The following is a 25,783-nucleotide window of genomic DNA, read 5'->3' as shown; positions in this document are numbered from 1 at the left end:
GGAAGCGTCGTGCGTCTGCGCCTGATCGCGGTCGGCTCGCGCATGCCCAAGTGGGTCGAGGACGGTTGGCATGAATATGCCAAGCGCCTGCCCCCGGAGCTGTCGCTCGAGCTGGTGGAAATCCCGCTGAATACCCGTGGCAAGAATGCCGACGTCGCTCGCCTGATCCGTCAGGAGGGCGAGGCCATGCTGAGCAAGGTGCAGCCTGGGGAACGCATCGTTACCCTCGAGGTCCATGGCAAGCCCTGGAGCACCGAGCAACTGGCGACCGAGCTGGACCGCTGGCGCCTGGATGCGCGCACGGTGAATTTGATGGTTGGCGGCCCGGAAGGGCTGGCGCCTGAGGTCTGCGCGCGCGCCGAGCAACGCTGGTCGCTGTCGCCGCTGACGTTGCCGCACCCGTTGGTAAGGATACTCATCGGCGAGCAGATCTACCGCGCCTGGACCGTGTTGTCCGGGCATCCTTACCACAAATGAGCCTGTAAGCAGTCCGATGTCGCAGCCGATCCGTCTCAAGGACCACGAGAAAGACGCCCGCCTGGTGCGTAACCGCGTCGTGGTCGGCGCGGTGGCGATCATGCTGCTTATCTGCGTCTTGATCGCGCGGCTGTATTACCTGCAGATCATCCAGTACGACTACCACTCGACGCTGTCGGAGAACAACCGGGTGCATGTGCAGCCGATCCCGCCGACCCGCGGGCTGATCTTCGACCGAAACGGGGTGATCATCGCCGATAACCGGCCCAGCTTCAGCCTGTCCATGACCCGTGAACGCGCAGGGGACTGGCAGGTGGTGCTGGACAACATCGTCGAAGTGCTGGAGCTGACAGCGGACGACCGCGCCCTCTTCGAAAAACGCATGCGCCAAGGCCGCCGGCCGTTCGAGCCGGTGCCCATCCTGTTCGAGCTCAACGAAGAGCAGATTGCCCGTGTGGCAGTGAACCAGTTCCGCCTGCCGGGCGTGGAAGTGGTCGCGCAGTTGGTGCGGCACTATCCGCAGGGTGCACACTTCGCGCACTCGGTGGGGTATGTCGGGCGCATCAACGAGAAAGAGCTGAAAACCCTGGACCCCGTGAATTACAGCGGCACGCACCATATCGGCAAGACCGGTATCGAGCGCTTCTACGAAGATGCCCTGCACGGCCAGGTCGGTTACGAAGAAGTCGAGACCAACGCCCGCGGCCGGGTGCTGCGGGTGCTCAAGCGTACCGACCCGAAGCCGGGCAAGGACATCGTCCTGAGCCTGGACATCAAGCTGCAGGAAGCCGCCGAAGCGGCCCTGGGCGGCCGGCGCGGCGCGGTAGTTGCGCTCGATCCGCGCACGGGTGAGGTGCTGGCAATGGTCAGCCAGCCGAGCTTCGACCCCAACCTGTTCGTCACCGGCATCAGCTTCAAGGCCTATGCCGAACTGCGTGATTCGATCGACCGGCCGCTGTTCAACCGCGTGTTGCGCGGGCTGTACCCGCCCGGCTCGACCATCAAGCCGGCGGTGGCCATCGCCGGCCTGGACAGTGGCGTTGTCAATGCCGGCAGCCGGGTGTTCGACCCAGGCTATTACCAGTTGCCCAATTACGATCACAAGTACCGTAACTGGAACCGCTCTGGCGATGGCTGGGTCGACCTGGATACCGCGATCATGCGCTCCAACGACACCTACTTCTACGACCTTGCCCACAAGATGGGCATCGACCGCCTGTCCACCTACATGAACAAGTTCGGCATTGGCCAGAAGGTGTCCCTCGACATGTTCGAAGAGTCCTCCGGGCTCATGCCGTCGCGTGAATGGAAGCGCGCCACCCGTCGCCAGGCCTGGTTCCCCGGTGAAACCCTGATTCTCGGTATCGGCCAGGGCTACATGCAGGCCACGCCGCTGCAGCTTGCCCAGGCCACCGCGTTGATCGCCAACAAAGGCGTGTGGAACCGCCCGCACCTGGCCAAGACCATCGAAGGCCAGCCACCGGTGGACGACAACCCCATGGAAAACATCATCCTGCGGGACAAGTCCGACTGGGCCAAGGTTACCCATGGCATGGAGCAGGTGATGCATGGCGCACGGGGTACCGCGCGCAAGGCTGCGGTTGGCGCCCAGTACCGTATCGCCGGCAAGAGCGGTACCGCCCAGGTGGTGGCGATCAAGCAAGGCGAAAAATACGACCGCAACAAACTTCAGGAACGCCACCGCGACCACGCCTTGTTCGTCGCCTTTGCACCGGCCGATGACCCGAAGATCGTGATTTCGGTGATGGTCGAGAACGGTGAGTCAGGCTCTGGCGTCGCCGCACCGGTGGTGCGCCAGATCATGGACGCCTGGTTGCTCGACGAGCACGGCCGGCTCAAGACCGAGTTCGCTCCCGCCACCGTTACTCAGGAATCGGCCCTGTGATGAACAATTTCGATCGCATGCTCTCCAGCGAGGATGTGATGCGTCGGCGCGCCAGTTTTCTGCAGCGCATTCATATCGACGGACCGTTGCTGGTCATTTTGCTGGCCCTCGCGGCCGGCAGCCTGTTCGTGCTCTATTCGGCCAGTGGCAAGAACTGGGACCTGCTGCTCAAGCAGGCCACCTCGTTCGGCATCGGCCTGGTGTCGATGTTCGTCATCGCCCAGCTGGAGCCGCGTTTCATGGCGCGCTGGGTGCCGTTGGCCTACCTGACGGGGGTGCTGTTGCTGGTGGTCGTGGACGTCATGGGCCACAACGCAATGGGCGCGACGCGCTGGATCAACATCCCGGGGGTGATCCGCTTCCAGCCCTCGGAGTTCATGAAGATCATCATGCCGGCGACCATCGCCTGGTACCTGTCCAAGCGCACCTTGCCGCCGCACCTCAAGCATGTGGCGATCAGCCTGGTGCTGATCGGCGTGCCGTTCATTCTGATCGTCCGCCAGCCTGACCTGGGCACGGCGCTGCTGATTCTCGCCTCCGGTGCCTTCGTGCTGTTCATGGGGGGGCTGCGCTGGCGCTGGATCGTCAGCGTGGTGGCCGCCGCGGTGCCAGTGGCGGTGGCCATGTGGTTCTTCGTCATGCACGACTACCAGAAGCAGCGCGTGCTGACCTTCCTCGACCCGGAAAGCGACCCGCTGGGCACCGGCTGGAACATCATCCAGTCCAAGGCCGCGATCGGCTCGGGCGGCGTCTTTGGCAAGGGCTGGCTGCTGGGCACCCAGTCGCACTTGGACTTTTTGCCCGAGAGCCACACCGACTTCATCATTGCGGTGCTGGGTGAGGAGTTCGGCCTGGTCGGCATCTGCCTGCTGCTGATCGTCTACCTGCTGCTGATCGGCCGCGGGCTGATGATCACGGCCCAGGCGCAGACCCTGTTCGGCAAGCTGCTGGCGGGCAGCCTGACGATGACTTTCTTTGTATACGTGTTCGTCAATATCGGTATGGTCAGCGGCCTTCTGCCCGTGGTGGGCGTGCCGCTGCCCTTCATCAGCTATGGCGGAACTTCGTTGGTGACGCTGCTGTCAGCGTTTGGCGTTCTGATGTCGATCCATACGCACCGCAAATGGATCGCACAGGTTTGAATAAGGTGAAGAATTTAATGCAAGCAGTGCGTAACTGGGCTGCCCGTTGTACGCCGTGGATCGGTGCGGTGGGCCTGTTCGGCGCTGTCCAGCTGGCCCATGCGGGCGACTACGATGGCTCGCCCCAGGTGGCCGAGTTCGTTGGCGAAATGGCCCGTGACTATGGCTTTGCCAGTGAGCAGCTGACCGGCGTGTTCCGCGAAGTGCAGCGTAAGCAGTCGATCCTCGATGCCATCTCGCGGCCGGCCGAACGGGTCAAACCGTGGAAGGACTACCGGCCGATGTTCATCACCGACGCGCGCATCGCCCGCGGTGTGGACTTCTGGCGCCAGCACGAAGCGGTGCTGGCCCGTGCCGAGCAGGAATACGGGGTGCCGGCGCAAGTCATCGTCTCGATCATCGGCGTAGAGACCTTCTTTGGCCGCAATACCGGCAATTACCGGGTGATCGACGCCCTGTCGACGCTGGGCTTCGACTACCCGCCGCGGGCCGAATTCTTCCGCAAGGAGTTGCGCGAGTTCCTGCTGCTGGCCCGCGAAGAGCAGCTTGACCCGCTCACGCTCAAGGGTTCCTACGCCGGTGCCATGGGCCTGCCGCAGTTCATGCCGAGCAGTTTCCGCAACTATGCCGTGGACTTCGACGGCGATGGTCACATCAATATCTGGAACAACCCGGACGATGCCATCGGCAGTGTCGCCAGCTACTTCAAGCGCCATGGCTGGGTGGCCGGCGAGGGCGTGGTCAGTCGTGCCATGGTGCAGGGCGAGCGGGCCGACGAAGGCCTGACCACCGGTATCGAGCCGGTGAAGACGGTCGGGGAGTTGCGGGCGCTGGGCTGGTCAAGTCATGATGCGCTGCGCGATGATCTGCCGGTTACCGCCTTCCGCCTGGAGGGCGAAAACGGCCCCGAGTACTGGATGGGCCTGAAGAACTTCTACGCGATCACTCGCTACAACCGCAGCGTGATGTATGCCATGGCGGTGCATCAGCTTTCGGAACAGCTGGTCCAAGCACGGGGCGTCAAGTAATGCGCGCAATCATCTCTACCAACGCTTTCAAGCTGCTGACCTGCCTCGCCGTCGGCGTGGCCCTGGCCAGCTGTTCTTCCAGCCGCCCGACCCCGCAAAGCAGCGGTAACACCGTGCGCACGCAGCCTGGGCTGGACATCAACCGTGCCCACAAGGACGGTGCGCCGTGGTGGGACGTGGATGTGAACAAGATCCCCGACGCCACGCCGACGGTGCACACCGGCAACTACAAGGCCAACCCGTACACGGTGCTGGGCAAGACCTACTACCCGATGCAGGAATCGCGCAACTACCGCGCCGAGGGTACCGCGTCGTGGTATGGCACCAAGTTCCACGGGCAGAACACCGCCAACGGCGAGCTCTATGACCTGTACGGCATGAGCGCCGCGCACAAGACCTTGCCGCTGCCGGCCTACGTGCGGGTGACCAACCTGGCCAACGGCCGCAGCGTGGTCCTGCGGGTCAACGACCGTGGCCCGTTCTATTCCGACCGCATCATCGACTTGTCGTACGCGGCGGCGAAAAAGCTCGGCTACGCCGAAATCGGCACCGCGCATGTACGCGTCGAAGGCATCGACCCGCAACAATGGTGGGCCCAGCGTGGCCAACAGCCACCGTTGGTGCTGAAGGAGCCTCAGGTCGCGCAGACCCAGTCGATCCCGGCCAGCACCGGCCGCGTCGAGCAGTGGACCCCGCCACCGCAGCAGCACGCGGCGCCTGTCGTGCCCGTGCAAGTCGGCGGTAACAATGTGCCGGCGGGCAACGGCGGCAGCTTCCTGCAGGTGGGCGCCTTCGCCAACCCGGACGCCGCCGAGTTGCTGCGTTCGAAGCTGAGCACCATGGTCAGCGCACCGGTGTTCATCAGCTCTATCGTGCGTAACCAGCAGACGCTGCACCGCGTGCGTCTGGGGCCGATCGGCAGCCAAGGTGAGATCCAGCAGGCGCAAGACAGCATTCGCCTGGCGAACTTGGGGCAGGCCAAGCTGGTCACAGCTGACTGACCGAGTCGGCTTCTTCGCGGGTAAACCCAAGCGGTTTACCCGCGAAGCGCGCTACACCAAACTGTCGGTTTTGTCATGAATTGCCGGGCGCGCGCATGTACAATGGCCGTTTTTGCCCGCAGCGACATAAAGCCGCACTTCGTGGGCACGGCCCAAGGCCTTAAAACTAGACTGACTGGCGCTGGGTGCACGACGTGGCCCAGGGAACATCTCAGACCATTAGCGATTTTCGAGAGACGGATGAACATCACCAACCTTGCCAAACGACTTTGCCTGCCCGTACTGCTGATGATCACGCCTGCTGCTTTCGCGGCAGAGCAGATGATGCCGGCACCACCGCAACTGGCAGCCAAGTCCTACGTACTCATGGACGCGTCCAGCGGCAACGTGCTGGTCGAGAACAACGGTGACGAGCGCCTGCCACCGGCCAGCCTGACCAAGCTGATGACCGCCTACATCGCCACCCTGGACATTCGCCGTGGCCAGATCGGTGAAAACGATCCGGTTACCGTCAGCGAAAACGCCTGGCGTACCGGCGGTTCGCGCATGTTCATCAAGGTCGGCAGCCAGGTCACGGTCAGCGACCTGCTGCACGGCATCATCATCCAGTCGGGTAACGATGCTTCGGTCGCCCTGGCCGAGCACATCGCCGGCAGCGAAGACGCCTTCGCCGACATGATGAACAAGACAGCCGCCGACCTCGGCATGTCCAACAGCCACTTCATGAACCCGACCGGCCTGCCGAACACGGAGCACTACTCCTCGGCGCATGACATGGCCCTGCTGGCGCGTGCGATCATCGACGTCGACCCGGCCCACTATGCGATCTACTCGCAGAAAGAGTTCTTCTGGAACAACATCAAGCAGCCCAACCGCAACCTGCTGCTGTGGCGCGACAAGACCGTCGATGGCCTGAAGACCGGCCACACCGACGAAGCCGGTTACTGCATGGTGGCTTCGGCCGTACGTGACGGCCAGCGCCTGATCGCCGTGGTGTTCGGCACCAACAGCGAGCAGTCCCGTGCCGCCGAAACCCAGAAGCTGCTGACCTACGGCTTCCGCTTCTTCGAAACCCAGACCTTCTACCAGAAGGGCACCGAGCTGACCCAGGCCCCGGTCTGGAAGGGCGCCACCAGCCAAGTCAAGGCGGGCCTGGCCAACGACCTGACCATGACTATGCCTAAAGGCCAATTGAAGCGCTTGCAAGCTTCGATGACCATGAACCCGCAGCTCACCGCGCCGATCGCCAAAGGTGACGTGATCGGCAAAGTGGAAGTCAAACTGGACGAGAACGTGGTTCACAGCGCCGACCTGATCGCCCTCGATGGCGTCGAGGAAGGTGGTTTCTTCCGCCGTATGTGGGATAGCATCCGTCTATTCTTCTACGGGTTGTTCAACTGATAACGTGACCTGCCACGCTCCCGCTGTGCATGCGGGAGCGTTGTTGTTGCCACGGCTTACGAGGCCGTTTCCGCCATGAGCGAACCTGACGTCAAGTCGCACAAGATCGAATTCCCCTGCGCTGATTACCCGATCAAGGTGATCGGTGACACCGTGGTCAATTTCAAGGACACGGTCATCGAGATCTTGAAGAAATATGCTGAGGTCGACATGCAGACCTTGGCCGAGCGCCAGAGCAAGGAAGGCAAGTACACCACGGTGCAACTGCACATCGTTGCCACCAGCGAGGATCAGTTGCACGATATCAATAGCGCCCTGCGTGCTACCGGCATCGTGAAAATGGTGCTCTGATGTCCGCCTGTCTCGGTTTTCGCGATCTCGGCCTGCAGCCCTATGAACCGGTGCTGGAAGCCATGCGTCGCTTTACCGAGCAGCGTGGGCCCGACAGCCAGGACGAAATCTGGCTGGTCGAACACCCTTCGGTCTTTACCCAGGGCCAGGCTGGCAAGGCCGAGCACCTGCTGATCCCGGGCGATATCCCGGTGGTGCAGACCGACCGCGGTGGCCAGGTGACCTATCACGGCCCCGGGCAGTTGGTGGCTTACCTGCTGCTGGATGTACGGCGGCTGGGGTTTGGTGTACGTGAGCTGGTCAGCCGCATCGAGCAGGCGCTGATCGACCTGCTTGCCAGTTACGATGTCCAGGCCGCGGCCAAGCCCGACGCCCCGGGTGTCTATGTCGATGGAGCGAAGATCGCCTCCCTCGGCCTGCGAATCCGCAACGGCCGTTCTTTCCACGGCCTTGCCCTGAACGTGGACATGGACCTTGCGCCATTCCGCCGAATCAACCCCTGCGGCTATGCGGGGCTGGCCATGACCCAGCTACGCGATCAGGCAGGCCCGATCGAACTCAACGAGGTCAGGACAAGGCTGCGCGGACAGCTGGTCAAGCACCTCGACTACGCTGAGCAGACGACCCTCACGGGCGGAATCGACTGAATATGACAACTGTGCAAGAAGCCGTGCCGAACCTGATACCTACCCTGGATGCCACCCCGCGCACTGCGCCGAAAAAGGTGGAAGCTGGGGTCAAACTGCGTGGCGCCGACAAGGTGGCGCGCATCCCGGTGAAGATCATCCCCACCGATGAGCTGCCGAAGAAACCCGACTGGATCCGTGTGCGCATCCCGGTTTCGCCCGAGGTAGACCGCATCAAGCAACTGCTGCGCAAGCACAAGCTGCACAGCGTCTGCGAAGAGGCCTCCTGCCCGAACCTGGGCGAGTGCTTCTCTGGCGGTACCGCGACCTTCATGATCATGGGTGACATCTGCACCCGTCGTTGCCCATTCTGCGACGTTGGCCACGGCCGACCGAAGGCACTGGACGTCGATGAGCCGAAAAACCTCGCGGTCGCCATCGCCGACCTGCGCCTGAAGTACGTGGTGATCACCTCGGTAGACCGCGACGACCTGCGTGACGGTGGTGCCCAGCACTTCGCCGACTGCATTCGCGAGATCCGCGCCTTGTCGCCGGGCGTGCAGCTGGAAACTTTGGTCCCGGACTACCGTGGTCGTATGGATGTCGCCCTGCAGATCACCGCGCAAGAGCCGCCGGATGTGTTCAACCACAACCTGGAAACCGTACCGCGCCTTTACAAGGCAGCGCGCCCCGGTTCGGACTACGATTGGTCGCTGGACCTGCTGCAGAAGTTCAAGCAGATGGTGCCGCACGTGCCGACCAAATCGGGCCTGATGCTCGGCCTGGGTGAGACCGACGAAGAAGTCATCGAAGTGATGCAGCGCATGCGCGAGCATGAGATCGACATGCTGACCCTCGGCCAGTACCTGCAGCCGTCGCGCAGCCACTTGCCGGTGCAGCGTTTCGTGCACCCCGACACCTTCGCCTGGTTCGCCGAGGAAGGCTACAAGATGGGCTTCAAGAACGTCGCCTCCGGCCCGCTGGTGCGTTCTTCGTACCATGCCGACCAGCAGGCTCACGAAGCCAAGATCAAGCTCTGAGCCTGGTCTGAGCCACACATGCCGATGCGCGCCGAAAGGCGGCATCGGCATTTTTGTTTAGGCTTTTTTCCTACTGTGTTGGAAAGCCTTGCGTATTTAGATTTGGGCGGCCCTATACCTGCAAGGAGTTGCACGATGTACTGCACTGAACGCACCGAGTCACGCCTACCTGTTGCACTGCCAGGCAATGCCTGCTTTGCCATCGTCGCCCCGGCCGGTCCGGCACGGCTGGATGCGCAAAAGGCCAGCCAATGGTTTGCCGGGCGTGGCTACCGTTGCCGTATCTACCCGGGGGTGGAAGAGGCCCAGGGTTACCTCGCAGGTACCGATCAGCAAAGGCTGCAGGACCTTCACGATGCCTTCGCCGATCCAGCCATCGATGCGATTGTGTGCATGCGCGGGGGGTACGGCAGCATGCGTTTGCTCGATAGGCTCGATTTTGAGCTCATTCGGCGTAATCCCAAGCCGCTGATCGGCTACAGCGACATCACCGCGCTGCACACGGCCATCTACCGCAAGACCGGGTTGATTACCTTTCATGGGGCGATGCTCAATGCCGACCTGCTAGGTGCCAAGCAGCAACCGACCGAGTCGTCGCTGGTGGCCCAGTTGATGGGGCAGGTAGGGGCGGGGGACGCGATCGCTCATCCGGCAGACTTTGCCCTGAGCTGCGTAGTGCCGGGTGTTGCCAGCGGGCGTTTGTTGGGCGGCAACCTGTCGATGCTGGGTGCGACCCTGGGCACTGTGGCCCAGATCGATACGCAGGGCTGCATCTTGTTCATCGAAGACGTCAACGAGCCGCTGTTTCGCGTGGACCGTTTGCTGACCCAGTTACGCCTGGCGGGCAAGCTTGCAGGGGTGAAGGGGGTGCTGGTGGGGGATTTCGCCGGTATTACCGTGGCGGCTATGACGCCGTTGCTGCAGGACATTTTCGGGCCGCTGGGTGTGCCTGTGCTGGCCGGGTGGCGCAGTGGGCATTGTGACCCGAATGTGTGCTTGCCGCTGGGAGCCGAGGTGGTGCTGGACAGCGAGAAGATGAGCCTGGTGTTGCAGCAGGATCTGTTCAGGGCTTGATGGGGCTGCGGCGCAGCCCCAACTGCCTCAACGCTGACGCAAGCTCTCAAGCAGCTTGTGCGTCGGATACCCATCCGCCGGCCAACCCAACCCCTGCTGGGCGGTGCGAATGGCCTTGCGGGTATTGGCGCCAATGATGCCGTCGGCATTGCCCGCGTCATGCCCGCTGGCATTGAGCAGGTGCTGCAGCTCCATGCGTTCGCTGCGGCTCAGGGGCAGGTCCTCTTTCGGCCAGCTGCCGGCAATGAATCCCCAGCCTGAGAACCGATCACCCAACAGGCTCACTGCCAGGGCATAGGACGATGAGTTGTTGTACTTGAGGATCGCGCGGAAGTTGTCCAGTACCAGGAACGCCGGGCCGCGAGCGCCCGCAGGCAGCAGCAGGGCGGCGGACAGCTGATTGCTGTTGGCGGGCAGTTGGGTGCCGGCTGGCAGTGTCACGCCCAGTTGCAGCCACTCGCTCACCGGCTTGCGCAGCGAACCATCCGCCAGCCAGAAGTCGAAACCTGCCGGCACCTGCACTTCAAAGCCCCAGGGTTGGCCACGCTTCCAGCCGGAGCTTTGCAGGTAGTGCGCGGTCGAGGCCAGGGCGTCCGGGGTGCTGTTCCAGATGTCCCGGCGGCCATCGCCGTCGAAATCCACCGCATGGGTGTTGTAGGTAGTCGGAATGAACTGGGTCTGGCCCATTGCACCGGCCCACGAACCGCGCATGGCCTCCGGCTGGATGTCACCGTTCTGCAGGATCTGCAGGGCGGCAATCAGTTGGTCCTGGGCGAACTGCGGGCGGCGGCCTTCGTAGGCCAGGGTCGCCAGCGAGCGAATGACCGACTTGCTGCCCTGGAACTGGCCGAAGTTGCTTTCCATGCCCCAGACCGAAACCAGCACCTGGCGATCCACGCCATAGCGCTGTTCGAGGCGGGTCAGCAGCTCTGCATTCTGCTCCAGCAGTTTCTTGCCGTTGCGCACACGCAGTGGCGACAGGGCGCCTTCAAGGTACTCCCACACCGGCCGGCTGAACTCAGGCTGGCTGCGGTCGGCCTTGATCACGTCCAGGTCGGGGGTAACACCGAGGAATGCACGGTCGAAGGTGTTGGGCGAAATACCGGCCTGCAGCGCTTGTTGGCGGAAGCCAGCCTGCCATTGCGCGAAGGTTTGCAGGGGTTGGATCTCAGTGCTGGCGTCGGGCGTTGCACCGGGCAGGTTCACCACTGGAGCGGGCTGGGCAGGGGCCAGCGGCAAGGCATCGGCGGCGGTGGGCTTTTCCGCACAGGCGACGAGCAGGATGAAGCTGGAGGCCGCGATCAGCTGACGGGATTTCCAACGGGGGAGAAGACTGAAGAGCATGCACAGATCCAGAATTTCAGGTCAGGTGCCGACCATACCATGCCTGCGCTTTCGATGCTTTCATGCGGCCAAAAAGTAAGAAGCCTCCCAATCTCTCGATTGGAAGGCTTCGCGGCGGTAGCTGCCTTTGCCCTTGTCTGGTTGTTCCTGGCGGCAGCGGAACAGGGGCTGGGCGACGATCGACTTGGCCTTGTTGGGGCCGTGCTTTTTCGGCTTTTTGCTCATGGTGCAGGTTCCCGATGGGTGGCTTTCGGGGCGCACTGTAGGCCCCAGGGCTACTACGGGCCAATTGATTGTGTTTATGGGTGGCAGTACGCGACGCTCGTAGGAGCGGCCTTGCGTCGCGAAAGGCGCGCGCAGCGCGCCCGGCTATTGCGAAGGAAGCGCCAAGCGTTGCCCCGCCATCAACAACGAAAGCCGCGCCAGCCCGGTCCAAGGCGACCCCTCGGCCTGCCCCTTGATCTGCGCATCGATACGCTGGGCATCCTGCAACAGCTGGGCCCAACGCTGCGCGGAAAGGCGCTGCAGTGCTTTGCTGACCAGCGGGCGGCGTTTATCCCACACCGGTGGTCGTGCTTGGCTGAAGGCTTTGTCCAACGGTACGCCCTGGCTGAACTGCTGAGCCAGCCCGGCCAGTTGCCGCAGCTCGCGGGCCAGTGCCCACAGAATCACCGGTGGCTCCACGCCTTCACCGCGCAGCCCTTCGAGCATGCGCAGGGCATGCGCGGCTTCGCCATTGAGAATGGCATCGACCAGCCCGAAGACATCGAAGCGGGCGCTGTCGGCGACTGCCGACTGCACGGTCTCCACGGTGATCTGGTTACCCTCGGCCAGCAGCTTGAGCTTTTCGATTTCCTGGGCGGCGGCCAGCAGGTTGCCTTCGACGCGTGCGGCAATCAGGTCGACCGCATCACGCTGTGCCGAAAGGCCCGCCTGTGACAGCCGCTGGTTGATCCACTGGGGTAGCTGGTGGGCATCTACCGGCCAGATCTGGATGAACTGGCAGTGGGCGCCTTCGATCAGGGCCTTGCCCCATTTGGTCTTCTGCGCGCTGCCGTCGAGCTTGGGCAGGCTGATCAGCAACAGCGTGTCCTCGGCCGGGTTGGCGCAGTATTCCATCAACGCGGCAGCGCCCTTGTCCCCGGGTTTGCCAGAGGGCAGGCGCAGTTCCAGCAGGCGGCGCTGGGCGAACAGGGAAAGGCTGGCACCGGCCTGAAGCAGGGTGCCCCAGTCGAAATTGGCGTCGGCGCTGAACACCTGGCGTTCGTCGAAACCCTGCTGGCGTGCGGCGCCACGGATGGCGTCGGCGGCTTCCTGGCACAGCAACGGGTCGTCGCCACTGACCACGTAGACCGGTGCCAGGGCGCCTTGCAGGTGCTTGTTGAGTTGGGCGGGGGCGAGTTTCATTGGAAACAGGCGGGGCACCGGGGTGCCCCGCGCGGGCTCAGTTGCCCGGAACTTCCAGTGGCGACTGCTGCGGCGTTTCAGCCTGCTGGCTGCGGGCCGCTTCCAGCGCGTCGGCTTCGGCCTTGGCGCGTTCGTCGGCTTTGACCTGCAGCTCGTCCAGTTGGGCCGGGGTCAGCATTTGCAGGCGTACAACCATGGCGTTGACCAGGTCGCGGCGCATTTCTTCACGTGCCCGATTGGCTTCCTGCTCGGAACCGGTGATGTTGGAGGCGTCACGCACGTAGATCTTGCGCACTTCCAGCTTGTCGCTGAGCAGTTCCAGGTTGTTCAGGCCCTGGATGCTGTAGTTCAGCACCGTGGTCAGCTCGTACTCGGCCGAGCGGCTGCCACCGCTGTAGGTCGCGGCGCGCTGGTTTTCCTGCTCGTTGGTCAGGACCAGGCGGTACGGTGCGCCGGCGTGCACGTTGACGCCGCTGCGCTCCAGCACCTGGCGCAGTTCGGTCACGGTTTCGCCATAGGCATTACGTGCACTGACGTCCATCTCCTTGACACTCAGCTCGGTAGAGCCAGTGCCGCGCAGCTGGAAACCGCAGGCGCTGAGCAAAACGGCCAGGCCGATTACCAGCAGATTGCGTTTGATCATGTTGTTGCTCCCTCTTGGGCCTGTACCGCCCGCCCGCAGTGGCTGCGGGCGGGCGTGCCATCAATTGGCGACGATGTTGACCAGCTTGCCCGGCACCACGATGACCTTGCGGATGGTCAGGCCATCGATGAAGCGCAGGACATTCTCGTTGCTGCGGGCGGCGGCTTCGATTTCCTCGCGGCTGGCGGCGGCCGGCATTTCGACCTGGCCACGCAGCTTGCCGTTGACCTGTACCACCAGGACGATGCTGTCCTGCACCAGCGCGCTCTCGTCGACCGCTGGCCAGCCAGCATCGATGACCGCCTGGTCGTGGCCCAGCGCCTTCCACAGTTCGTGGGAGATGTGCGGGGTGATCGGTGCCAGCAGCAGCGTCACGGCTTCCAGGCCTTCCTGCAGCAGGGCGCGGTCCTGTTCGGTGGCTTGCGGGGCCTTTTCCAGCACGTTCATCACGGTCATCACCTGGGCAATGGCGGTGTTGAACTTGTGGTACTGGCCCACGTCGGTGCTGGCCTGCTTGATGGCGGCATGGATGGCGCGACGGATGGTTTTTTGCGCGTCGTCCAGCGCGGCGACATCCAGCGTGCCCGGCAGGCCCTGGTTGACGTGGCCCTGAGCCAGGCGCCAGACACGGCGCAGGAAGCGGCTTGCACCTTCGACGCCGGAGTCGGACCACTCCAGGCTCATGTCTGGTGGCGAGGCGAACATCATGAACAGGCGGCAAGTGTCGGCGCCGTAGGCTTCGATCATCGATTGCGGGTCGACGCCGTTGTTCTTCGACTTCGACATCTTCTCGGTGCCGCCGATTTCCACCGGCAGGCCGTCGGTCTTCAGCCGCGCACCAATGATCTTGGCCTTGGCGTCACGCTCGATTTCGACGTCGGCCGGGTTGAACCAGTCCTTGCCACCGTTGCTGGCGACGCGGTAGTAGGTCTCGGCGACCACCATGCCCTGGGTCAGCAGGTTCTTGAACGGCTCGTTCGACGTGACCAGGCCTTCGTCACGCATCAGCTTGTGGAAGAAGCGCGCGTACAGCAGGTGCAGGATCGCATGCTCGATGCCGCCGATGTACTGGTCGACCGGCAGCCAGTGGTTGGCCGCTTTCGGGTCGACCAGGCCCTGATCGTAGTTTGGCGAGGCGTAGCGGGCGAAGTACCAGGACGACTCGACGAAGGTGTCCATGGTATCGGTTTCGCGCTTGGCCGCGGTGCCGCATTTCGGGCAGGTGCATTCGTAGAATTCTGGCAGGCGCGCCAGTGGCGAGCCGGCGCCGTCCGGTACCACGTTCTCCGGCAGGGTGACCGGCAGCTGGTCTTCCGGTACCGGCACGTCGCCGCAGGACGGGCAGTGGATGATCGGGATCGGGCAGCCCCAGTAGCGCTGACGGCTGATGCCCCAGTCGCGCAGGCGGAACTGGGTACGCGACTTGCCGAGGTCCTTGCGGATCAGGGCGGCCTCGATGGCGTCGAAGGCGCCGGCGAAGTCCAGGCCGTCGAACTCGCCGGAGTTGATCAGCTGGCCATGCTCGCCATAGGCGGCCAGCCACTCGTTGCCGACGTCATCGCCAGCGCTGGTGCGCACCACGGCCTTGACCGGCAGGTTGTACTTGTGGGCGAACTCGAAGTCGCGCTCGTCGTGGGCCGGCACGGCCATCACCGCGCCATCGCCGTAATGCATCAATACGTAGTTGGCGACCCACACCGGCAGCTTCTCGCCGGTCAGCGGGTGGTCGACGAACAGGGAAGTGGGCATGCCCTTCTTCTCCTGGGTGGCCATGTCGGCCTCGGCGACGCTACCGCTCTTGCACGCGTCGATGAACGCCTGCAGCGCCGGGTTGCCCTGGGCGGCCTGGGTGGCCAGCGGGTGTTCGGCGGCGACTGCGACGTAGGTGGCGCCCATCAGTGTGTCGGGGCGGGTGGTGAAGACCTTGAGGGTGCCTTCGTGGCCGATGCTGGCCTGGTCGAACGGGAACTGCACTTCCATGCCGCGCGACTTGCCGATCCAGTTGCGCTGCATGGTCTTGACCTGTTCAGGCCAGCCCGGCAACTCGTCGAGGCTTTCCAGCAGCTCGTCTGCATAGTCGGTGATGCGGAAGTAGTACATCGGGATTTCGCGCTTTTCGATCAGCGCGCCCGAACGCCAGCCGCGGCCGTCGATGACCTGCTCGTTGGCGAGCACGGTCTGGTCGGCCGGGTCCCAGTTGACGGTACCGTTCTTGCGGTAGATGACGCCCTTTTCGAACAGGCGGGTGAACAGCCACTGTTCCCAGCGGTAGTAGTCCGGCTTGCAGGTGGTGACTTCACGTGCCCAGTCGATGGCCAGGCCCAGGCTCTTGAGCTGGGTCTTCATGTAGTCGATGTTTTCGTATGTCCACTTGGCCGGGGCGACGTTGTTTTTCATCGCCGCGTTTTCCGCGGGCATGCCGAAGGCGTCCCAGCCCATCGGCTGCAGGACGTTTTTGCCCAGCATGCGCTGGTAGCGGGCAATCACGTCACCGATGGTGTAGTTGCGCACGTGGCCCATGTGTAGCTTGCCGCTCGGGTACGGGAACATCGATAGGCAATAGTAAGTGTCTTTGCCTGGCTGTTCGGTAACAGCGAACGATTGTTGCTCGTCCCAGAAGTTCTGGGCGGCGGCTTCGATATCACGGGGCGTGTATTGTTCGTGCATGGCTACTTTTGGCTGAGAGAGAAGAGACCTTGTTCCAGGCAGCGGAACCTCGCTGCAACCGGTACTCCGGTGTCGTTTAGAGTGAACGCCGTAGCATACAGCAGCGCCGCGCATCGTGGGAAACCTTGATTGCTAATGGCCGCTGGTCGCGGCAAACGGCTGCTTTTTAGAGTGACGCTAAGCTCAGATGTGGGGGGAGATATTCTGACCTTCAATGAGGTGAACGGATGGGAGAGACGCAGCTACCCGCAATCAAACCGGAGCTTTACGAACGCCTGATCGACCGCCTTGGCCTGGCGCTGGAAGTTGCCAGGACATCGGTGAGATTGCGCGACGAGATGCCAGCCGAGCTGGAGTTGCGTGGCCTTAGCCACGCAGAGTTCGAAGTGATCAAGGCGTACCTGGACACCCTCCCGGAGCGCCAAAATGCCTGTGCCGGCAGTTACCCGCAAGCGGAGCCGACATCAGCCAAGATCATCTGGCTCAAGGACAAGAAACGCCCCGCCAGCACGGCGAGATCCAGGACGCTGCCACATCGTTAGCCGTTCAGGACGCCAGCCGCAGGCCATCGCGCGCCGGTTCTTCACTACACTTCTCACGATCGTCGCCGGCCGCACACTTGTTGCCCGGCGTCGATCCTCTTAGGCTGCACGCCTTCCATGGAGGTGTGGCCGATGCCGATCCGATTCTTCATCAAACAATGGCTGATGCCGCCTGGCGTCCTCTTGCTGCTGCTGTTGGCGGCGTGGTGGCTGCGCAAGCGGCGCCCACGGCTGGCCGGGCTGTGCTTCGCCGTGGGCCTTGGCAGTTTGTGGCTGATGAGCCTGCCGCTTGCCGTGCAGGAATCGGCGCGCCTGCTGGAGACCGAGCCGCCGCTGGCGGTCAGCGAATGGGCGGGCCTTGCGGGCAGGGCGGATGCCATTGTCGTGCTGGGCGCAGGGCGCGAGCGCGGTGACCCGGCCTGGGGTGGCGATGACCAGCCCACCGCAACGGCCCTTGAGCGCATGCGCTTTGCCGCACGGCTGGCCAAGGCCTCGGGTTTGCCGGTGCTGACCAGTGGTGGCTTGCACTATGGCACACCGCCCAGTGAAGCGCGGTTGATGGCCGATCGCTTGCGTGAGGATTTTGCGGTTGAGGTGAAATGGCAAGAGCAGGCCAGCCGCACCACCTGGGAAAATGCCCGGTTCTCGGCAGACATTCTGCAGCCGCTGGGTATTCGCCGGGTGGTCGTGGTGACGCAGGCCTGGCATATGCAGCGTTCGCGCTGGAGCTTCGAGCAGGCAGGGTTCGACGTGGTGCCGGCACCGATGGGCTTCCTCGGGCGCGAGCATGCTCGCCCGTTTGCCGGGTTGCTGCCGGAAAGCCGGGCGATGTGGCAGAGCGGGCAGTTGTTTAATGAAGCGGTGGGGTTGGTGGGGTATCGGTTGTTCTACTGATCTCGGAGCTGCTCGGTCTTTGTAGGAGCGGCCTTGCGTCGCGAAAGGGGTGCGTAGCAGCCCCAGGTTCTGTGGCGCAAAAAAGATCGCTGGGGCCGCTACGCAGCCCTTTCCGACCGGTCCGGCGCCCCGGCAAGGCCGCTCCTACAAAGACTGCGCCGGTCATTAAGGAGGGCGCAGTCAAACAGTCTTGGCAATCCGCCCTGCCAGCAACGCCCACCCGAGCAACAGCACACAGACAATCGCCAGCGGCCACGAACGCCACTGCAGATAAGGCGTCAGCTGCTGCATCGGCACCACCTCGCCATACAGCACCGCCGGCTGGAACTGTGGGATCTGTGTGGTAATGCGCCCAAACGGGTCGATCAGCGCGGTCACACCGTTGTTGGTGGCGCGGATCATCCAGCGGCCGGCTTCCAGTGCGCGCATCTGTGCCATCTGCAGGTGCTGCAGCGGGCCGATCGAGGTGCCGAACCAGGTGTCGTTGCTGATCGTCAGCAGCAGGTCGCTGCGCGCTGCCAGGCTGGCGGCAAACTCGGGGTAGACCACTTCATAGCAGATGTACGGTGCGATCTGGTAACCCTTGGCCTGCAGCAACGGCTGGTCTTCCGGGCCCCGGGCGAAGTCCGACATCGGCAGGTTGAAGAACTCGATCACGCCGCGCAGCATGTCCTGCAAGGGCACGTACTCGCCGAAGGGCACCAGCTTCTGCTTGAGGTAAGTGCCGTCACCTTCACCGGTTACGGTGATGCCGTTGTAGTAGCGGCGTTGGTGGTGCACCACCTCACGCACCGGCACGCCGGTGATCAGCGCCGAATGGCGCTCGGCGGCAAAGCGCCCCATCACGTCGATGTAGCCCTGGGCCTGGTCCTTGAGCACCGGTACCGCAGTTTCGGGCCAGATCAGCAGGTCTACCGGCTTTGAGGTGAAGCTCATGTCACGGTACAGCGCCAGCTGGGCGTCGATGTGGGCCGGGTCCCACTTCAGGTCCTGCGCGACGTTGCCTTGGATGGCGGCCACCTTCAGCGGCTCGCCGACAGGCTTGGTCCAGGCGTGGCCCTTGAGTGCCATGCCCAGTAGCCAGGGGGCCAGCAGCAGCACGCCGGCGACGGCCAGGAACGAGGGCCGGGCACGCAGGCGGGGCAAGTTGCACAGCAACGCGGCGCTAAGCGCCAGGGTGAACGAGATCAGCCATACACCCCCCAGCGGCGCAAGGCCCGCCAGCGGGCCGTCGAGCTGGCTGTAGCCGGCATAAAGCCAAGGGAAGCCGGTGAGGAACCAGCCGCGGAAGGCCTCCTGCAGCAGCCACAGGGCCGCGAAGCACAAGGCATCAGCCAGTGGCGCCTCATTGCGCCGCAGCCAGCGCGCCCACAGCCACGCGGGCAGGGCGAAGAACCAGGCCAGGGCGGCGAAGAACGCCAACAGCAGCAGGATCGCCAGCAGCGGCGAGGCGCCGCCGTAGGTGGTCATGCTGACGTAGATCCACCAGGTGCCGGCGCCGTACAGGCCGAAACCGAAACACCAGCCACGGCCCATGGCCTGGCGCGGGCTGAGCTCGCGCAGGCCAAGGTAGAGCAGGGCGATGGACAAAAGGGCCAGCGGCCAGATGTCGAATGGCGCCAGGGCCAGGAGGGTGGAAGCGCCGGCCGCCATGGCCAGCAGGTTACCGGGCCAGCCGGGGCGGGTGATCCAACGCATGATTGTCCTTAGCGGGTGATCGGTGTCAGGCGCAGCAAGTGTACCCGCCGGCTGTCGGCATTGAGAATGCGGAACTTGTAGGCGCCGATCTCGGTGGTTTCGTTGCGCTTGGGCAGGTGCCCGAACGCGCTCATCACCAGGCCGCCAACGGTGTCGAATTCGTCATCGGAGAAGCTGCTGTCGAAGAACTCGTTGAAGTTCTCGATCGGCGTCAGTGCCTTGACCAGGAAGTCGCCGCTGGGCAGCGGCTTGATGTAGCTGTCTTCCTCGACGTCATGCTCGTCTTCGATGTCGCCGACGATCTGTTCCAGTACGTCTTCGATGGTCACCAGGCCCGCCACACCGCCGTATTCGTCGATGACCACGGCCATGTGGTTATGGTTGGCACGGAACTCGCGCAACAGCACGTTCAGGCGCTTGGACTCGGGCACGAAGGTAGCCGGGCGCAGCAGGTCCTTGATGTTGAAACTGTCGCCGTTCTCTTTGAGGATCAGCGGCAGCAGGTCCTTGGCGAGCAGGATGCCCAGCACATCGTCGTGGCTTTCGCCGATCACCGGGTAGCGCGAGTGCGCGGCGTCGATCACCGCCGGCAGGAACTCGCGAGGCGACTGGCTGGCCTTGATGCTGATCATTTGCGAGCGCGGCACCATGATGTCGCGCACCTGCAGGTCAGCGACCTGGATGGCGCCTTCGACGATGGTCAGCGCTTCGCTGTCGAGCAGCTTGTTCTGATGGGCTTCGCGCAGCAGCTCTAGGAGCTCCTGGCGGTTTTTCGGCTCATGGGCAAAAGCCTGGGTCAGTTTACCCAACCAGGACTTTTGCCCGTTGCTCGATCGATCTTCGCTCATGGCGGTTACTCGTGATCCTTGCAGTGTCAGTGTGTGATTGAATCGGTTTCGTCGTCGGCATAGGGGTCCGGGTGGCCCAGTTCTGCCAGCAATTCTCGTTCCAGGGCTTCCATTTCCTCGGCTTCTTCATCGTCGATGTGGTCGTAACCGAGCAGATGCAGGCAGCCGTGGATTACCAGGTGCGCCCAATGCGCCTCCAGGGCCTTGCCCTGTTCGGCGGCTTCGCGCTCGACCACCGCCACGCAGATCACCAGGTCGCCCAGCAATGGGATATCGAGCAGGTCATCGGGCACGTCGGCGGGGAACGACAACACGTTGGTCGCGTAGTCCTTGTGCCGGTAGGTGTGGTTCAGCTCGCGGCCTTCGGTTTCATCGACCAGGCGAATGGTCATTTCCGAGTCGGCTGTGCGCTGGCGAAGGGCCAGCTCGCACCAGCGACGGAAGGCGGCATCATCAGGGGCGGCGGCGTCCGTGGCCCGTTGCAGGTCGAGTTCAAGCATCTTTGCCGGGTGCCTCTAGCTGGGCCTGACGGCCTTCGAAGCGGTCGTAGGCCTCGACGATGCGTTGCACCAGTGGGTGACGAACCACATCTTTGGGTTGGAAATGGGTAAAGCTGATACCCGGAACGTCCCTGAGCACGTCGATCACATGCGCCAGGCCCGACTTGGTGCCACGCGGCAGGTCGACCTGGGTGATGTCACCGGTGATCACCGCAGTCGAGCCGAAGCCGATGCGGGTAAGGAACATCTTCATCTGCTCAAGCGTGGTGTTCTGGCTCTCGTCGAGGATGATGAAGCTGTTGTTCAGGGTGCGGCCACGCATGTAGGCCAGCGGGGCGATCTCGATCACTTGGCGCTCGATCAGCTTGGCCACGTGCTCGAAGCCCAGCATTTCGTAGAGCGCGTCATACAGCGGGCGCAGGTACGGGTCGATCTTCTGTGCCAGGTCGCCGGGCAGGAAGCCGAGCTTCTCGCCCGCCTCGACCGCCGGGCGCACGAGCAGGATGCGGCGCACCTGTTCGCGCTCCAGGGCATCCACGGCGCAGGCCACGGCCAGGTAAGTCTTGCCAGTACCGGCCGGGCCAACGCCGAAGTTGATGTCGTTGGCCAGGATTTCCTTGACGTAGCGCTGCTGGTTGACGCCGCGCGGGCGAATATTGCCCTTGCGCGTGCGCAACGAGACGCTGACCTCGTTGACCGCCGGGTTGTCGATGTTCTCGACGGTCGACTCCTGCAGGTACAGATGGACGGTTTCCGGCGACAGGTCAGTGGCCTTGGCCTCGCGATAGAGGCGGCGCAGCAGCTGTTCAGCAGCGGAAGTGGTCTTGGGTTCGCCGATCAGTTCGAACTGATTGCCGCGGTTGCGGATCTCGATGGCCAAGCGTTGTTCGATCAGGCGCAGGTGCTCGTCGAACTGGCCGCACAAGTTGGCGAAACGGTGGGCCTCGAAAGGTTCGAGGATGAAACGATGGGGTTCTATGGGTGCGTTCAAGGTCGTTTTTAGCCGCCCGACGGCAATGGATGTGAGCTCAAGAATAACCCTTGAATGGCAGTGGCGAAAGCACTGAAACGATCAAGGGTCTTGCGGCCTGTACCGGCCCATCGTGGGCTTGCCTGCGAAGCGGCCGGCACTGCTATGATGCGCGCCTTTTCCTACACATGGGTTATCCCGCCAAACATGAGCAAACGCGAACCCGCCATCTATAAAGTGATCTTCCTCAACCAGGGGCAGGTCTTCGAGATGTATGCCAAGCAGATCTTCCAGAGCGACCTGTGGGGCTTTCTGGAAATCGAAGAGTTCGTCTTCGGCGAGCGCACCCAGGTGGTGGTCGACCCCAGCGAGGAAAAACTCAAGAGCCAGTTCGAAGGTGTGATCCGCAGCTTTGTGCCGATGCATTCGATCGTGCGCATCGATGAGGTCGAGCGCCTGGGCACGGCGAAGATCAGCGAAGCCAAGGGCGGCGGCAACGTGATGCCGTTCCCCATGCCGATGCCGGAGAAGTAGGGCGGTTCAGGGCAGTGGCGAGAACGGCGTACGGCCTTCGGCGTTCTGCAGTTCGAGCAGGTACTTGCGGAAGATCTGGCCGAGCACCTGGGTGGCATGCTCCAGTTCGTCGCGGGGCATCTGTTCGGTGACTTCGTCGGCCATGTCCAGCGCATCCTCAGCACCGTTGACTGCCGCCATTTTCAGCAGAATGTAGGCCTGCACGTTGTTGGCCTTGACCCCTTCGCCCCGGTAGAACATGGCGCCAAGGCGATATTGAGCCTGGGCGTGGCCTTGCAGCGAGGCCTTCTGGAACCAGTTCAGCGCCTTGTTCAGGTCTTTTGGCGTCTGGGTGTAGTAGTACTCGCCCAGTTCGAACTGCGCCTGGGCATCCCCCGTCGTCGCCGTCTGCTCGCAAGCCTTGAGGGCATTGGCGAGGTCTTCTGGCTGAACATTCAGGGTGCAGCGGCCCGTCGCTGGAATCAGCAACGAGTTACCGCCCTCCGCCAGGGCCAGCAGGGGCTGAAGAAGCAACAGGCAGCCCAGGGTCAGGGCGCGGCCGGTGCGGTTCATGGGGATCGACTTACCTCTGCAAAGCTGCGGCCAATGTCTCTGGTGGCACATTATGGGATAAGCAACGCCAACCTTACAAAGTTTTACTCGAATTTCTGCATGGGTGGGGGAGTTGGCTGATTGTCTCGGGCTTTTTTGCGCCTGCACCCGCCGTCTGGTGGGTGCAGGCAACGCCACTTACTTGAGTTTCGCGAACGCTCGCTCAGCCGCATCCAGGGTGATCTGCAGCTCTTTGTCACCGTGGGCGATGGAGGTGAAGCCGGCCTCGAACGCACTCGGCGCCAGGTACACGCCACCTTCGAGCATCAGGTGGAAGAAGCGCTTGAAGCGGTCTGCATCGCTGGCCATCACGTCGTCGAAGGTGACGATGTCGTCGGCGCCACTGAAGTACAGGCCGAACATGGCACCCGCCTGCGTGGTGACGAACGGCACGCCAGCGGCATCGGCGCGTTGCTGCAGGCCGTCGAGCATGCGGCTGGTGAAGACGGTCAGCTCGGCGTGGAACCCAGGGCGGCTGATCAGCTTCAGCGTGGTCAGGCCGGCGGCCATGGCCAGCGGGTTGCCCGACAGGGTGCCGGCCTGGTAGACCGGGCCGAGCGGGGCGATGCAGCCCATGATCTCGCGCTTGCCGCCGAAGCAGCCGACGGGCATGCCGCCGCCGACGATCTTGCCGAAGGTCGACAGGTCAGGGGTGATGCCATAGTGACCTTGGGCGCCGCCCAGCGAGACGCGGAAGCCGGTCATCACTTCGTCGAAGATCAACACTACACCGTGCTTGTCGCACTGCTCACGCAGGCCTTCGAGGAAGCCTGGCGCGGGCGGTACGCAGTTCATGTTGCCGGCGACCGGCTCGACGATGATGCAGGCCACGGTCTGGCCGACGTCGGCCAGGGTCTTCTCGACCGCGGCAATGTCGTTGAACGGCAGGGTCAGGGTGTGTTTGGCGAAGTCCGCCGGTACGCCCGCCGAGCTTGGCACGCCTTGGGTCAGCAGGCCCGAGCCTGCCTTGACCAGCAGGCTGTCGGAGTGGCCGTGGTAGCAGCCTTCGAACTTGATGATGGCGTCGCGGCCGGTGTAGCCACGGGCCAGGCGGATGGCGCTCATGGTGGCTTCGGTGCCGGAGCTGACCATGCGCACCATCTCCATCGATGGCACGAGCGAGCAGACCAGGTCGGCCATCTCGGTCTCCATGGCCGTCGGTGCGCCATAGGACAGGCCGTGCTGCAGCTGGTTACGCACCGCGTCGAGTACTTCAGGGTGGCCGTGGCCGAGGATCATCGGGCCCCAGGAGCCGACGTAGTCGACGTAGCGCTTGTCATCTTCGTCAACGACATAAGCGCCTTCGGCATGCTTGAAGAACAGGGGCGTGCCGCCAACGCTCTTGAACGCGCGGACCGGCGAGTTGACGCCGCCCGGGATGTGCTTCTGGGCTTGGGCGAACAGGGATTCGGAACGGGACATGGGATCTTCTCTCGAAATCAGGAAGCGAACAGGGCATTGAAGGCACGGGCGCGGCGGGTGACTTCCTGCGCGCTATCGGTACCAAACAAGCCGTGGATCACTGCCAGCAGGTCGGCGCCATGGGCGACCAACGGGGCAGCGTTGTCGAGGGTGACGCCGCCGATCACGGCGATCGGCAGCTTGACCTGGGCGCGGGCCTGCTCCAGCAGGTCGAGGCTGGCGGCCGGCGCGCCCGGCTTGGTCACGGAGTTGAAAAACCGCCCGAAGGCCACGTAGCTGGCGCCTTCGCTGGCGGCCTGCCGGGCCAGGTCGAGCTGGGCGTGGCAGGTCGAGCCGATGATGGCGTTGCGACCGAGCAGGGCGCGGGCCGGGGTGAGTGGGCCGTCGGTCTGGCCCAGGTGTACACCCACGCCCAGGCGGGCGGCCAGTTCGGCATCATCGTTGATGATCAGTTGGGTATCGTAGCGCTCGCACAGGCGCATCAGTGCTTCGGCTTCACGCAGGCGGCGGGCCGCGTCGTCACTCTTGTCGCGGTACTGCAGCAGGCACACGCCGCCCTCCAGCGCCGCTTCGACATGAGACAGGAAACGGCCGGCGAGCAGCTGGCTGTCGGTGATTGCATACAGACCGCGTAGCTTCATCTGAAAGCCTCGTATCAGGAGCAGAAGTCCAGGGGCAGACGGCGTGGTACGAACTGGCCGCGGCCCAGTTGCTCGGCGTCACGCAGGGTCCGCCAGGTGTAGTCCAGGGCGCTGCGTACAGCGCTTTGCAGCTGTTCGCCGAGGGCCAGTCGGCCAGCCAGGGCACTGGCCAGGGTGCAGCCCGAGCCATGATAGCTGCCAGGCAGGCGCTGGCAGGTCCAGGTATGGGGCTGGCCGTCGCGGCTGTACAGGCGGTTGTGGATTTCGTCTTCGTCGCCGTGACCGCCGGTAATCAGCAGGTGTCTACAGAACGGCAACAGTTTCTCGGCACACTCGTCAGCCGTGCCTTCCGGCAGTTCGGCCAGAATGCGCGCTTCCGGCAGGTTGGGCGTGGCGATGGTCGCCAGCGGCAGCAGGCGCTCGCGCACGGCATAGCCGACCTCGTCCTTGCCCAGGCGGCCACCGCCGCCGGCACGCAGCACCGGGTCGCAGACCAACGGCAGGTGCGGGTGGGCAGCCAGCAGTTCGGCGACGGTGTCGACCATGTCGATCGAACCCAGCATGCCCAGCTTGACGGCGGCCACCGTGGAGTCGGCCAGCACGGCGTTGGCCTGGGCCAGCACCCACTCGCGGTCGAGTACGCGGAAGTCGGAAACGTTGACGGTATCCTGGACGGTCAGGGCGGTCACCGCAGGTGCGGCGTGACAGCCTTGGGCGATCAGGGCTTCGATATCTGCCTGCAAGCCGGCGCCGCCACTGGGGTCGTGGCCGGAGAGACAGAGGACAACGGGGCGGGAGCTGTAGGTATTCATGGGCGGCGAGCTTACCACCAAACCTATTTGTGGGGATCGTCCTACAAACGGGTTTTGTTGATCGAGTGGTCAGATTTATTTGTGTGAATCTTCTGAAAGTATTGATTTAGAGCTGTTTTATCGTGATTGCAGGTGGTCGATTGCCAGGTGGGAAAGCTATGCTAGAGTGCTCGGATAACTCGACAAACGGGTTCTGCCGGATTACGTCGTCTCAAACGGATGGG

At 63.5% G+C, this 25,783-nt stretch carries 26 protein-coding genes; 13 read left to right on the top strand and 13 right to left on the bottom strand.

Annotated elements, in window-relative coordinates; all coding sequences use genetic code 11:
* The first annotated feature begins 9 nt into the window (after window positions 1-9).
* From rlmH to LJX93_RS23785, 10 genes are all read left to right on the top strand, one after another.
* Window positions 10-477: a 23S rRNA (pseudouridine(1915)-N(3))-methyltransferase RlmH gene (gene rlmH, locus LJX93_RS23830; protein ID WP_023382530.1), complete on the top strand. Its 468-nt coding sequence runs from the start codon at window positions 10-12 to the stop codon at window positions 475-477.
* A gap of 16 nt (window positions 478-493) precedes the next feature.
* Window positions 494-2,383: a penicillin-binding protein 2 gene (gene mrdA, locus LJX93_RS23825; RefSeq protein WP_033701721.1), complete on the top strand. Its 1,890-nt coding sequence runs from the start codon at window positions 494-496 to the stop codon at window positions 2,381-2,383.
* 38 nt (window positions 2,384-2,421) lie between these two features.
* Window positions 2,422-3,525 carry a rod shape-determining protein RodA gene (gene rodA, locus LJX93_RS23820; RefSeq protein WP_050506153.1) on the top strand — a complete coding sequence of 368 codons (1,104 nt, stop codon included), beginning with the start codon at window positions 2,422-2,424 and terminating at the stop codon, window positions 3,523-3,525.
* A 17-nt stretch (window positions 3,526-3,542) separates the two neighbouring features.
* Entirely contained in the window at window positions 3,543-4,553 is a 1,011-nt protein-coding gene (gene mltB / locus LJX93_RS23815) for a lytic murein transglycosylase B (protein WP_033701719.1), read from the top strand.
* Entirely contained in the window at window positions 4,553-5,554 is a 1,002-nt protein-coding gene (locus tag LJX93_RS23810; protein WP_033701718.1) for a septal ring lytic transglycosylase RlpA family protein, read from the top strand. The genes mltB and LJX93_RS23810 overlap by 1 nt, the downstream gene beginning before the upstream one ends.
* Window positions 5,555-5,794: 240 nt before the next feature.
* Window positions 5,795-6,955 (top strand): D-alanyl-D-alanine carboxypeptidase family protein, encoded by a 1,161-nt coding sequence (locus LJX93_RS23805; protein ID WP_033701717.1) that lies wholly within the window; start codon window positions 5,795-5,797, stop codon window positions 6,953-6,955.
* 75 nt (window positions 6,956-7,030) lie between these two features.
* The gene (locus LJX93_RS23800) at window positions 7,031-7,306 is read left to right on the top strand and encodes a DUF493 domain-containing protein (RefSeq protein WP_033701716.1); all 276 of its coding nucleotides are present in this window, start codon (window positions 7,031-7,033) and stop codon (window positions 7,304-7,306) included.
* Entirely contained in the window at window positions 7,306-7,953 is a 648-nt protein-coding gene (gene lipB / locus LJX93_RS23795) for a lipoyl(octanoyl) transferase LipB (protein ID WP_033701715.1), read from the top strand. The genes LJX93_RS23800 and lipB overlap by 1 nt, the downstream gene beginning before the upstream one ends.
* A 2-nt stretch (window positions 7,954-7,955) precedes the next feature.
* Window positions 7,956-8,972 (top strand): lipoyl synthase, encoded by a 1,017-nt coding sequence (lipA, locus tag LJX93_RS23790; protein WP_033701714.1) that lies wholly within the window; start codon window positions 7,956-7,958, stop codon window positions 8,970-8,972.
* Between the two features lie 135 nt (window positions 8,973-9,107).
* On the top strand, window positions 9,108-10,046 hold the full coding sequence (locus LJX93_RS23785; RefSeq protein ID WP_033701713.1) for a S66 peptidase family protein: 939 nt from the start codon (window positions 9,108-9,110) through the stop codon (window positions 10,044-10,046).
* Between the two features lie 27 nt (window positions 10,047-10,073).
* On the opposite strand, the gene LJX93_RS23780 is transcribed toward LJX93_RS23785, so the two are convergent.
* From LJX93_RS23780 to leuS, 5 genes are all read right to left on the bottom strand, one after another.
* On the bottom strand, window positions 10,074-11,390 hold the full coding sequence (locus LJX93_RS23780) for a lytic murein transglycosylase (RefSeq protein WP_033701712.1): 1,317 nt from the start codon (window positions 11,388-11,390) through the stop codon (window positions 10,074-10,076).
* A 60-nt stretch (window positions 11,391-11,450) separates the two neighbouring features.
* Window positions 11,451-11,615 carry an alternative ribosome rescue factor ArfA gene (gene arfA, locus LJX93_RS23775; RefSeq protein WP_016501800.1) on the bottom strand — a complete coding sequence of 55 codons (165 nt, stop codon included), beginning with the start codon at window positions 11,613-11,615 and terminating at the stop codon, window positions 11,451-11,453.
* Window positions 11,616-11,759: 144 nt separating this feature from the next.
* Window positions 11,760-12,797 carry a DNA polymerase III subunit delta gene (gene holA, locus LJX93_RS23770; protein WP_033701710.1) on the bottom strand — a complete coding sequence of 346 codons (1,038 nt, stop codon included), beginning with the start codon at window positions 12,795-12,797 and terminating at the stop codon, window positions 11,760-11,762.
* 37 nt (window positions 12,798-12,834) lie between these two features.
* Window positions 12,835-13,440: an LPS assembly lipoprotein LptE gene (lptE, locus tag LJX93_RS23765; RefSeq protein ID WP_033701709.1), complete on the bottom strand. Its 606-nt coding sequence runs from the start codon at window positions 13,438-13,440 to the stop codon at window positions 12,835-12,837.
* A gap of 60 nt (window positions 13,441-13,500) precedes the next feature.
* Complete coding sequence (gene leuS / locus LJX93_RS23760; RefSeq protein WP_033701708.1) at window positions 13,501-16,107, bottom strand: leucine--tRNA ligase; 2,607 nt, start codon at window positions 16,105-16,107, stop codon at window positions 13,501-13,503.
* 227 nt (window positions 16,108-16,334) lie between these two features.
* On the opposite strand from leuS, the gene LJX93_RS23755 reads away from it, so the two are divergent.
* Window positions 16,335-16,649, top strand: a complete 315-nt coding sequence (locus LJX93_RS23755; RefSeq protein ID WP_047582388.1) for a hypothetical protein — start codon at window positions 16,335-16,337, stop codon at window positions 16,647-16,649.
* A 132-nt stretch (window positions 16,650-16,781) separates the two neighbouring features.
* A complete protein-coding gene (locus LJX93_RS23750; RefSeq protein ID WP_033701706.1) occupies window positions 16,782-17,543 on the top strand; it encodes a YdcF family protein in 762 nt (253 codons plus the stop codon).
* A 180-nt stretch (window positions 17,544-17,723) separates the two neighbouring features.
* Here LJX93_RS23750 and lnt read toward each other — a convergent pair whose 3' ends face one another.
* The 4 genes from lnt to LJX93_RS23730 are packed head-to-tail and all read right to left on the bottom strand — an operon-like array spanning window position 17,724 to window position 21,580.
* Complete coding sequence (gene lnt / locus LJX93_RS23745) at window positions 17,724-19,241, bottom strand: apolipoprotein N-acyltransferase (protein WP_033701705.1); 1,518 nt, start codon at window positions 19,239-19,241, stop codon at window positions 17,724-17,726.
* A gap of 8 nt (window positions 19,242-19,249) precedes the next feature.
* A complete protein-coding gene (locus tag LJX93_RS23740; RefSeq protein WP_033701704.1) occupies window positions 19,250-20,089 on the bottom strand; it encodes an HlyC/CorC family transporter in 840 nt (279 codons plus the stop codon).
* Between the two features lie 26 nt (window positions 20,090-20,115).
* Window positions 20,116-20,589, bottom strand: coding sequence for an rRNA maturation RNase YbeY (ybeY, locus tag LJX93_RS23735; protein ID WP_047582393.1), 474 nt, complete (start codon window positions 20,587-20,589; stop codon window positions 20,116-20,118).
* Window positions 20,582-21,580: a PhoH family protein gene (locus tag LJX93_RS23730; protein WP_033701701.1), complete on the bottom strand. Its 999-nt coding sequence runs from the start codon at window positions 21,578-21,580 to the stop codon at window positions 20,582-20,584. Before LJX93_RS23730 ends, ybeY begins: the two co-directional genes overlap by 8 nt.
* Window positions 21,581-21,766: 186 nt before the next feature.
* Here LJX93_RS23730 and LJX93_RS23725 point away from each other — a divergent pair, with 186 nt between their 5' ends.
* The gene (locus tag LJX93_RS23725; protein WP_033702578.1) at window positions 21,767-22,093 is read left to right on the top strand and encodes a DUF1820 family protein; all 327 of its coding nucleotides are present in this window, start codon (window positions 21,767-21,769) and stop codon (window positions 22,091-22,093) included.
* Window positions 22,094-22,099: 6 nt separating this feature from the next.
* Here LJX93_RS23725 and LJX93_RS23720 read toward each other — a convergent pair whose 3' ends face one another.
* The 4 genes from LJX93_RS23720 to LJX93_RS23705 all read right to left on the bottom strand — a co-directional run bounded on the left by LJX93_RS23720 (window position 22,100) and on the right by LJX93_RS23705 (window position 25,559).
* Window positions 22,100-22,645, bottom strand: coding sequence for a tetratricopeptide repeat protein (locus LJX93_RS23720; protein ID WP_033701700.1), 546 nt, complete (start codon window positions 22,643-22,645; stop codon window positions 22,100-22,102).
* 177 nt (window positions 22,646-22,822) lie between these two features.
* Window positions 22,823-24,106: a glutamate-1-semialdehyde 2,1-aminomutase gene (gene hemL, locus LJX93_RS23715; RefSeq protein ID WP_227696478.1), complete on the bottom strand. Its 1,284-nt coding sequence runs from the start codon at window positions 24,104-24,106 to the stop codon at window positions 22,823-22,825.
* A 17-nt stretch (window positions 24,107-24,123) separates the two neighbouring features.
* Window positions 24,124-24,747 carry a thiamine phosphate synthase gene (thiE, locus tag LJX93_RS23710; protein ID WP_033701698.1) on the bottom strand — a complete coding sequence of 208 codons (624 nt, stop codon included), beginning with the start codon at window positions 24,745-24,747 and terminating at the stop codon, window positions 24,124-24,126.
* A gap of 14 nt (window positions 24,748-24,761) precedes the next feature.
* On the bottom strand, window positions 24,762-25,559 hold the full coding sequence (locus tag LJX93_RS23705; RefSeq protein ID WP_033701697.1) for a hydroxymethylpyrimidine/phosphomethylpyrimidine kinase: 798 nt from the start codon (window positions 25,557-25,559) through the stop codon (window positions 24,762-24,764).
* Between the last annotated feature and the right edge of the window lie 224 nt (window positions 25,560-25,783).

The organism is Pseudomonas sp. HN2-3 (genome assembly GCF_020691745.1).
Taxonomy (GTDB): domain Bacteria; phylum Pseudomonadota; class Gammaproteobacteria; order Pseudomonadales; family Pseudomonadaceae; genus Aquipseudomonas; species Aquipseudomonas capeferrum.
This window is presented reverse-complemented; position numbering and strand designations above follow the sequence as displayed.

What these genes read in the sequence shown, in the direction of transcription:
- mrdA (WP_033701721.1), top strand. Translation starts at nt 494, where the DNA reads ATGTCGCAGCCGATCCGTCTCAAGGACCACGAGAAAGACGCCCGCCTG.
- rodA (WP_050506153.1), top strand. Translation starts at nt 2,422, where the DNA reads ATGCGTCGGCGCGCCAGTTTTCTGCAGCGCATTCATATCGACGGACCG.
- mltB (WP_033701719.1), top strand. Translation starts at nt 3,543, where the DNA reads ATGCAAGCAGTGCGTAACTGGGCTGCCCGTTGTACGCCGTGGATCGGT.
- LJX93_RS23810 (WP_033701718.1), top strand. Translation starts at nt 4,553, where the DNA reads ATGCGCGCAATCATCTCTACCAACGCTTTCAAGCTGCTGACCTGCCTC.
- LJX93_RS23805 (WP_033701717.1), top strand. Translation starts at nt 5,795, where the DNA reads ATGAACATCACCAACCTTGCCAAACGACTTTGCCTGCCCGTACTGCTG.
- LJX93_RS23800 (WP_033701716.1), top strand. Translation starts at nt 7,031, where the DNA reads ATGAGCGAACCTGACGTCAAGTCGCACAAGATCGAATTCCCCTGCGCT.
- lipB (WP_033701715.1), top strand. Translation starts at nt 7,306, where the DNA reads ATGTCCGCCTGTCTCGGTTTTCGCGATCTCGGCCTGCAGCCCTATGAA.
- lipA (WP_033701714.1), top strand. Translation starts at nt 7,956, where the DNA reads ATGACAACTGTGCAAGAAGCCGTGCCGAACCTGATACCTACCCTGGAT.
- LJX93_RS23785 (WP_033701713.1), top strand. Translation starts at nt 9,108, where the DNA reads ATGTACTGCACTGAACGCACCGAGTCACGCCTACCTGTTGCACTGCCA.
- LJX93_RS23780 (WP_033701712.1), bottom strand. Translation starts at nt 11,390, where the DNA reads ATGCTCTTCAGTCTTCTCCCCCGTTGGAAATCCCGTCAGCTGATCGCG.
- arfA (WP_016501800.1), bottom strand. Translation starts at nt 11,615, where the DNA reads ATGAGCAAAAAGCCGAAAAAGCACGGCCCCAACAAGGCCAAGTCGATC.
- holA (WP_033701710.1), bottom strand. Translation starts at nt 12,797, where the DNA reads ATGAAACTCGCCCCCGCCCAACTCAACAAGCACCTGCAAGGCGCCCTG.
- lptE (WP_033701709.1), bottom strand. Translation starts at nt 13,440, where the DNA reads ATGATCAAACGCAATCTGCTGGTAATCGGCCTGGCCGTTTTGCTCAGC.
- leuS (WP_033701708.1), bottom strand. Translation starts at nt 16,107, where the DNA reads ATGCACGAACAATACACGCCCCGTGATATCGAAGCCGCCGCCCAGAAC.
- LJX93_RS23755 (WP_047582388.1), top strand. Translation starts at nt 16,335, where the DNA reads ATGGGAGAGACGCAGCTACCCGCAATCAAACCGGAGCTTTACGAACGC.
- LJX93_RS23750 (WP_033701706.1), top strand. Translation starts at nt 16,782, where the DNA reads ATGCCGATCCGATTCTTCATCAAACAATGGCTGATGCCGCCTGGCGTC.
- lnt (WP_033701705.1), bottom strand. Translation starts at nt 19,241, where the DNA reads ATGCGTTGGATCACCCGCCCCGGCTGGCCCGGTAACCTGCTGGCCATG.
- LJX93_RS23740 (WP_033701704.1), bottom strand. Translation starts at nt 20,089, where the DNA reads ATGAGCGAAGATCGATCGAGCAACGGGCAAAAGTCCTGGTTGGGTAAA.
- ybeY (WP_047582393.1), bottom strand. Translation starts at nt 20,589, where the DNA reads ATGCTTGAACTCGACCTGCAACGGGCCACGGACGCCGCCGCCCCTGAT.
- LJX93_RS23725 (WP_033702578.1), top strand. Translation starts at nt 21,767, where the DNA reads ATGAGCAAACGCGAACCCGCCATCTATAAAGTGATCTTCCTCAACCAG.
- LJX93_RS23720 (WP_033701700.1), bottom strand. Translation starts at nt 22,645, where the DNA reads ATGAACCGCACCGGCCGCGCCCTGACCCTGGGCTGCCTGTTGCTTCTT.
- hemL (WP_227696478.1), bottom strand. Translation starts at nt 24,106, where the DNA reads ATGTCCCGTTCCGAATCCCTGTTCGCCCAAGCCCAGAAGCACATCCCG.
- thiE (WP_033701698.1), bottom strand. Translation starts at nt 24,747, where the DNA reads ATGAAGCTACGCGGTCTGTATGCAATCACCGACAGCCAGCTGCTCGCC.
- LJX93_RS23705 (WP_033701697.1), bottom strand. Translation starts at nt 25,559, where the DNA reads ATGAATACCTACAGCTCCCGCCCCGTTGTCCTCTGTCTCTCCGGCCAC.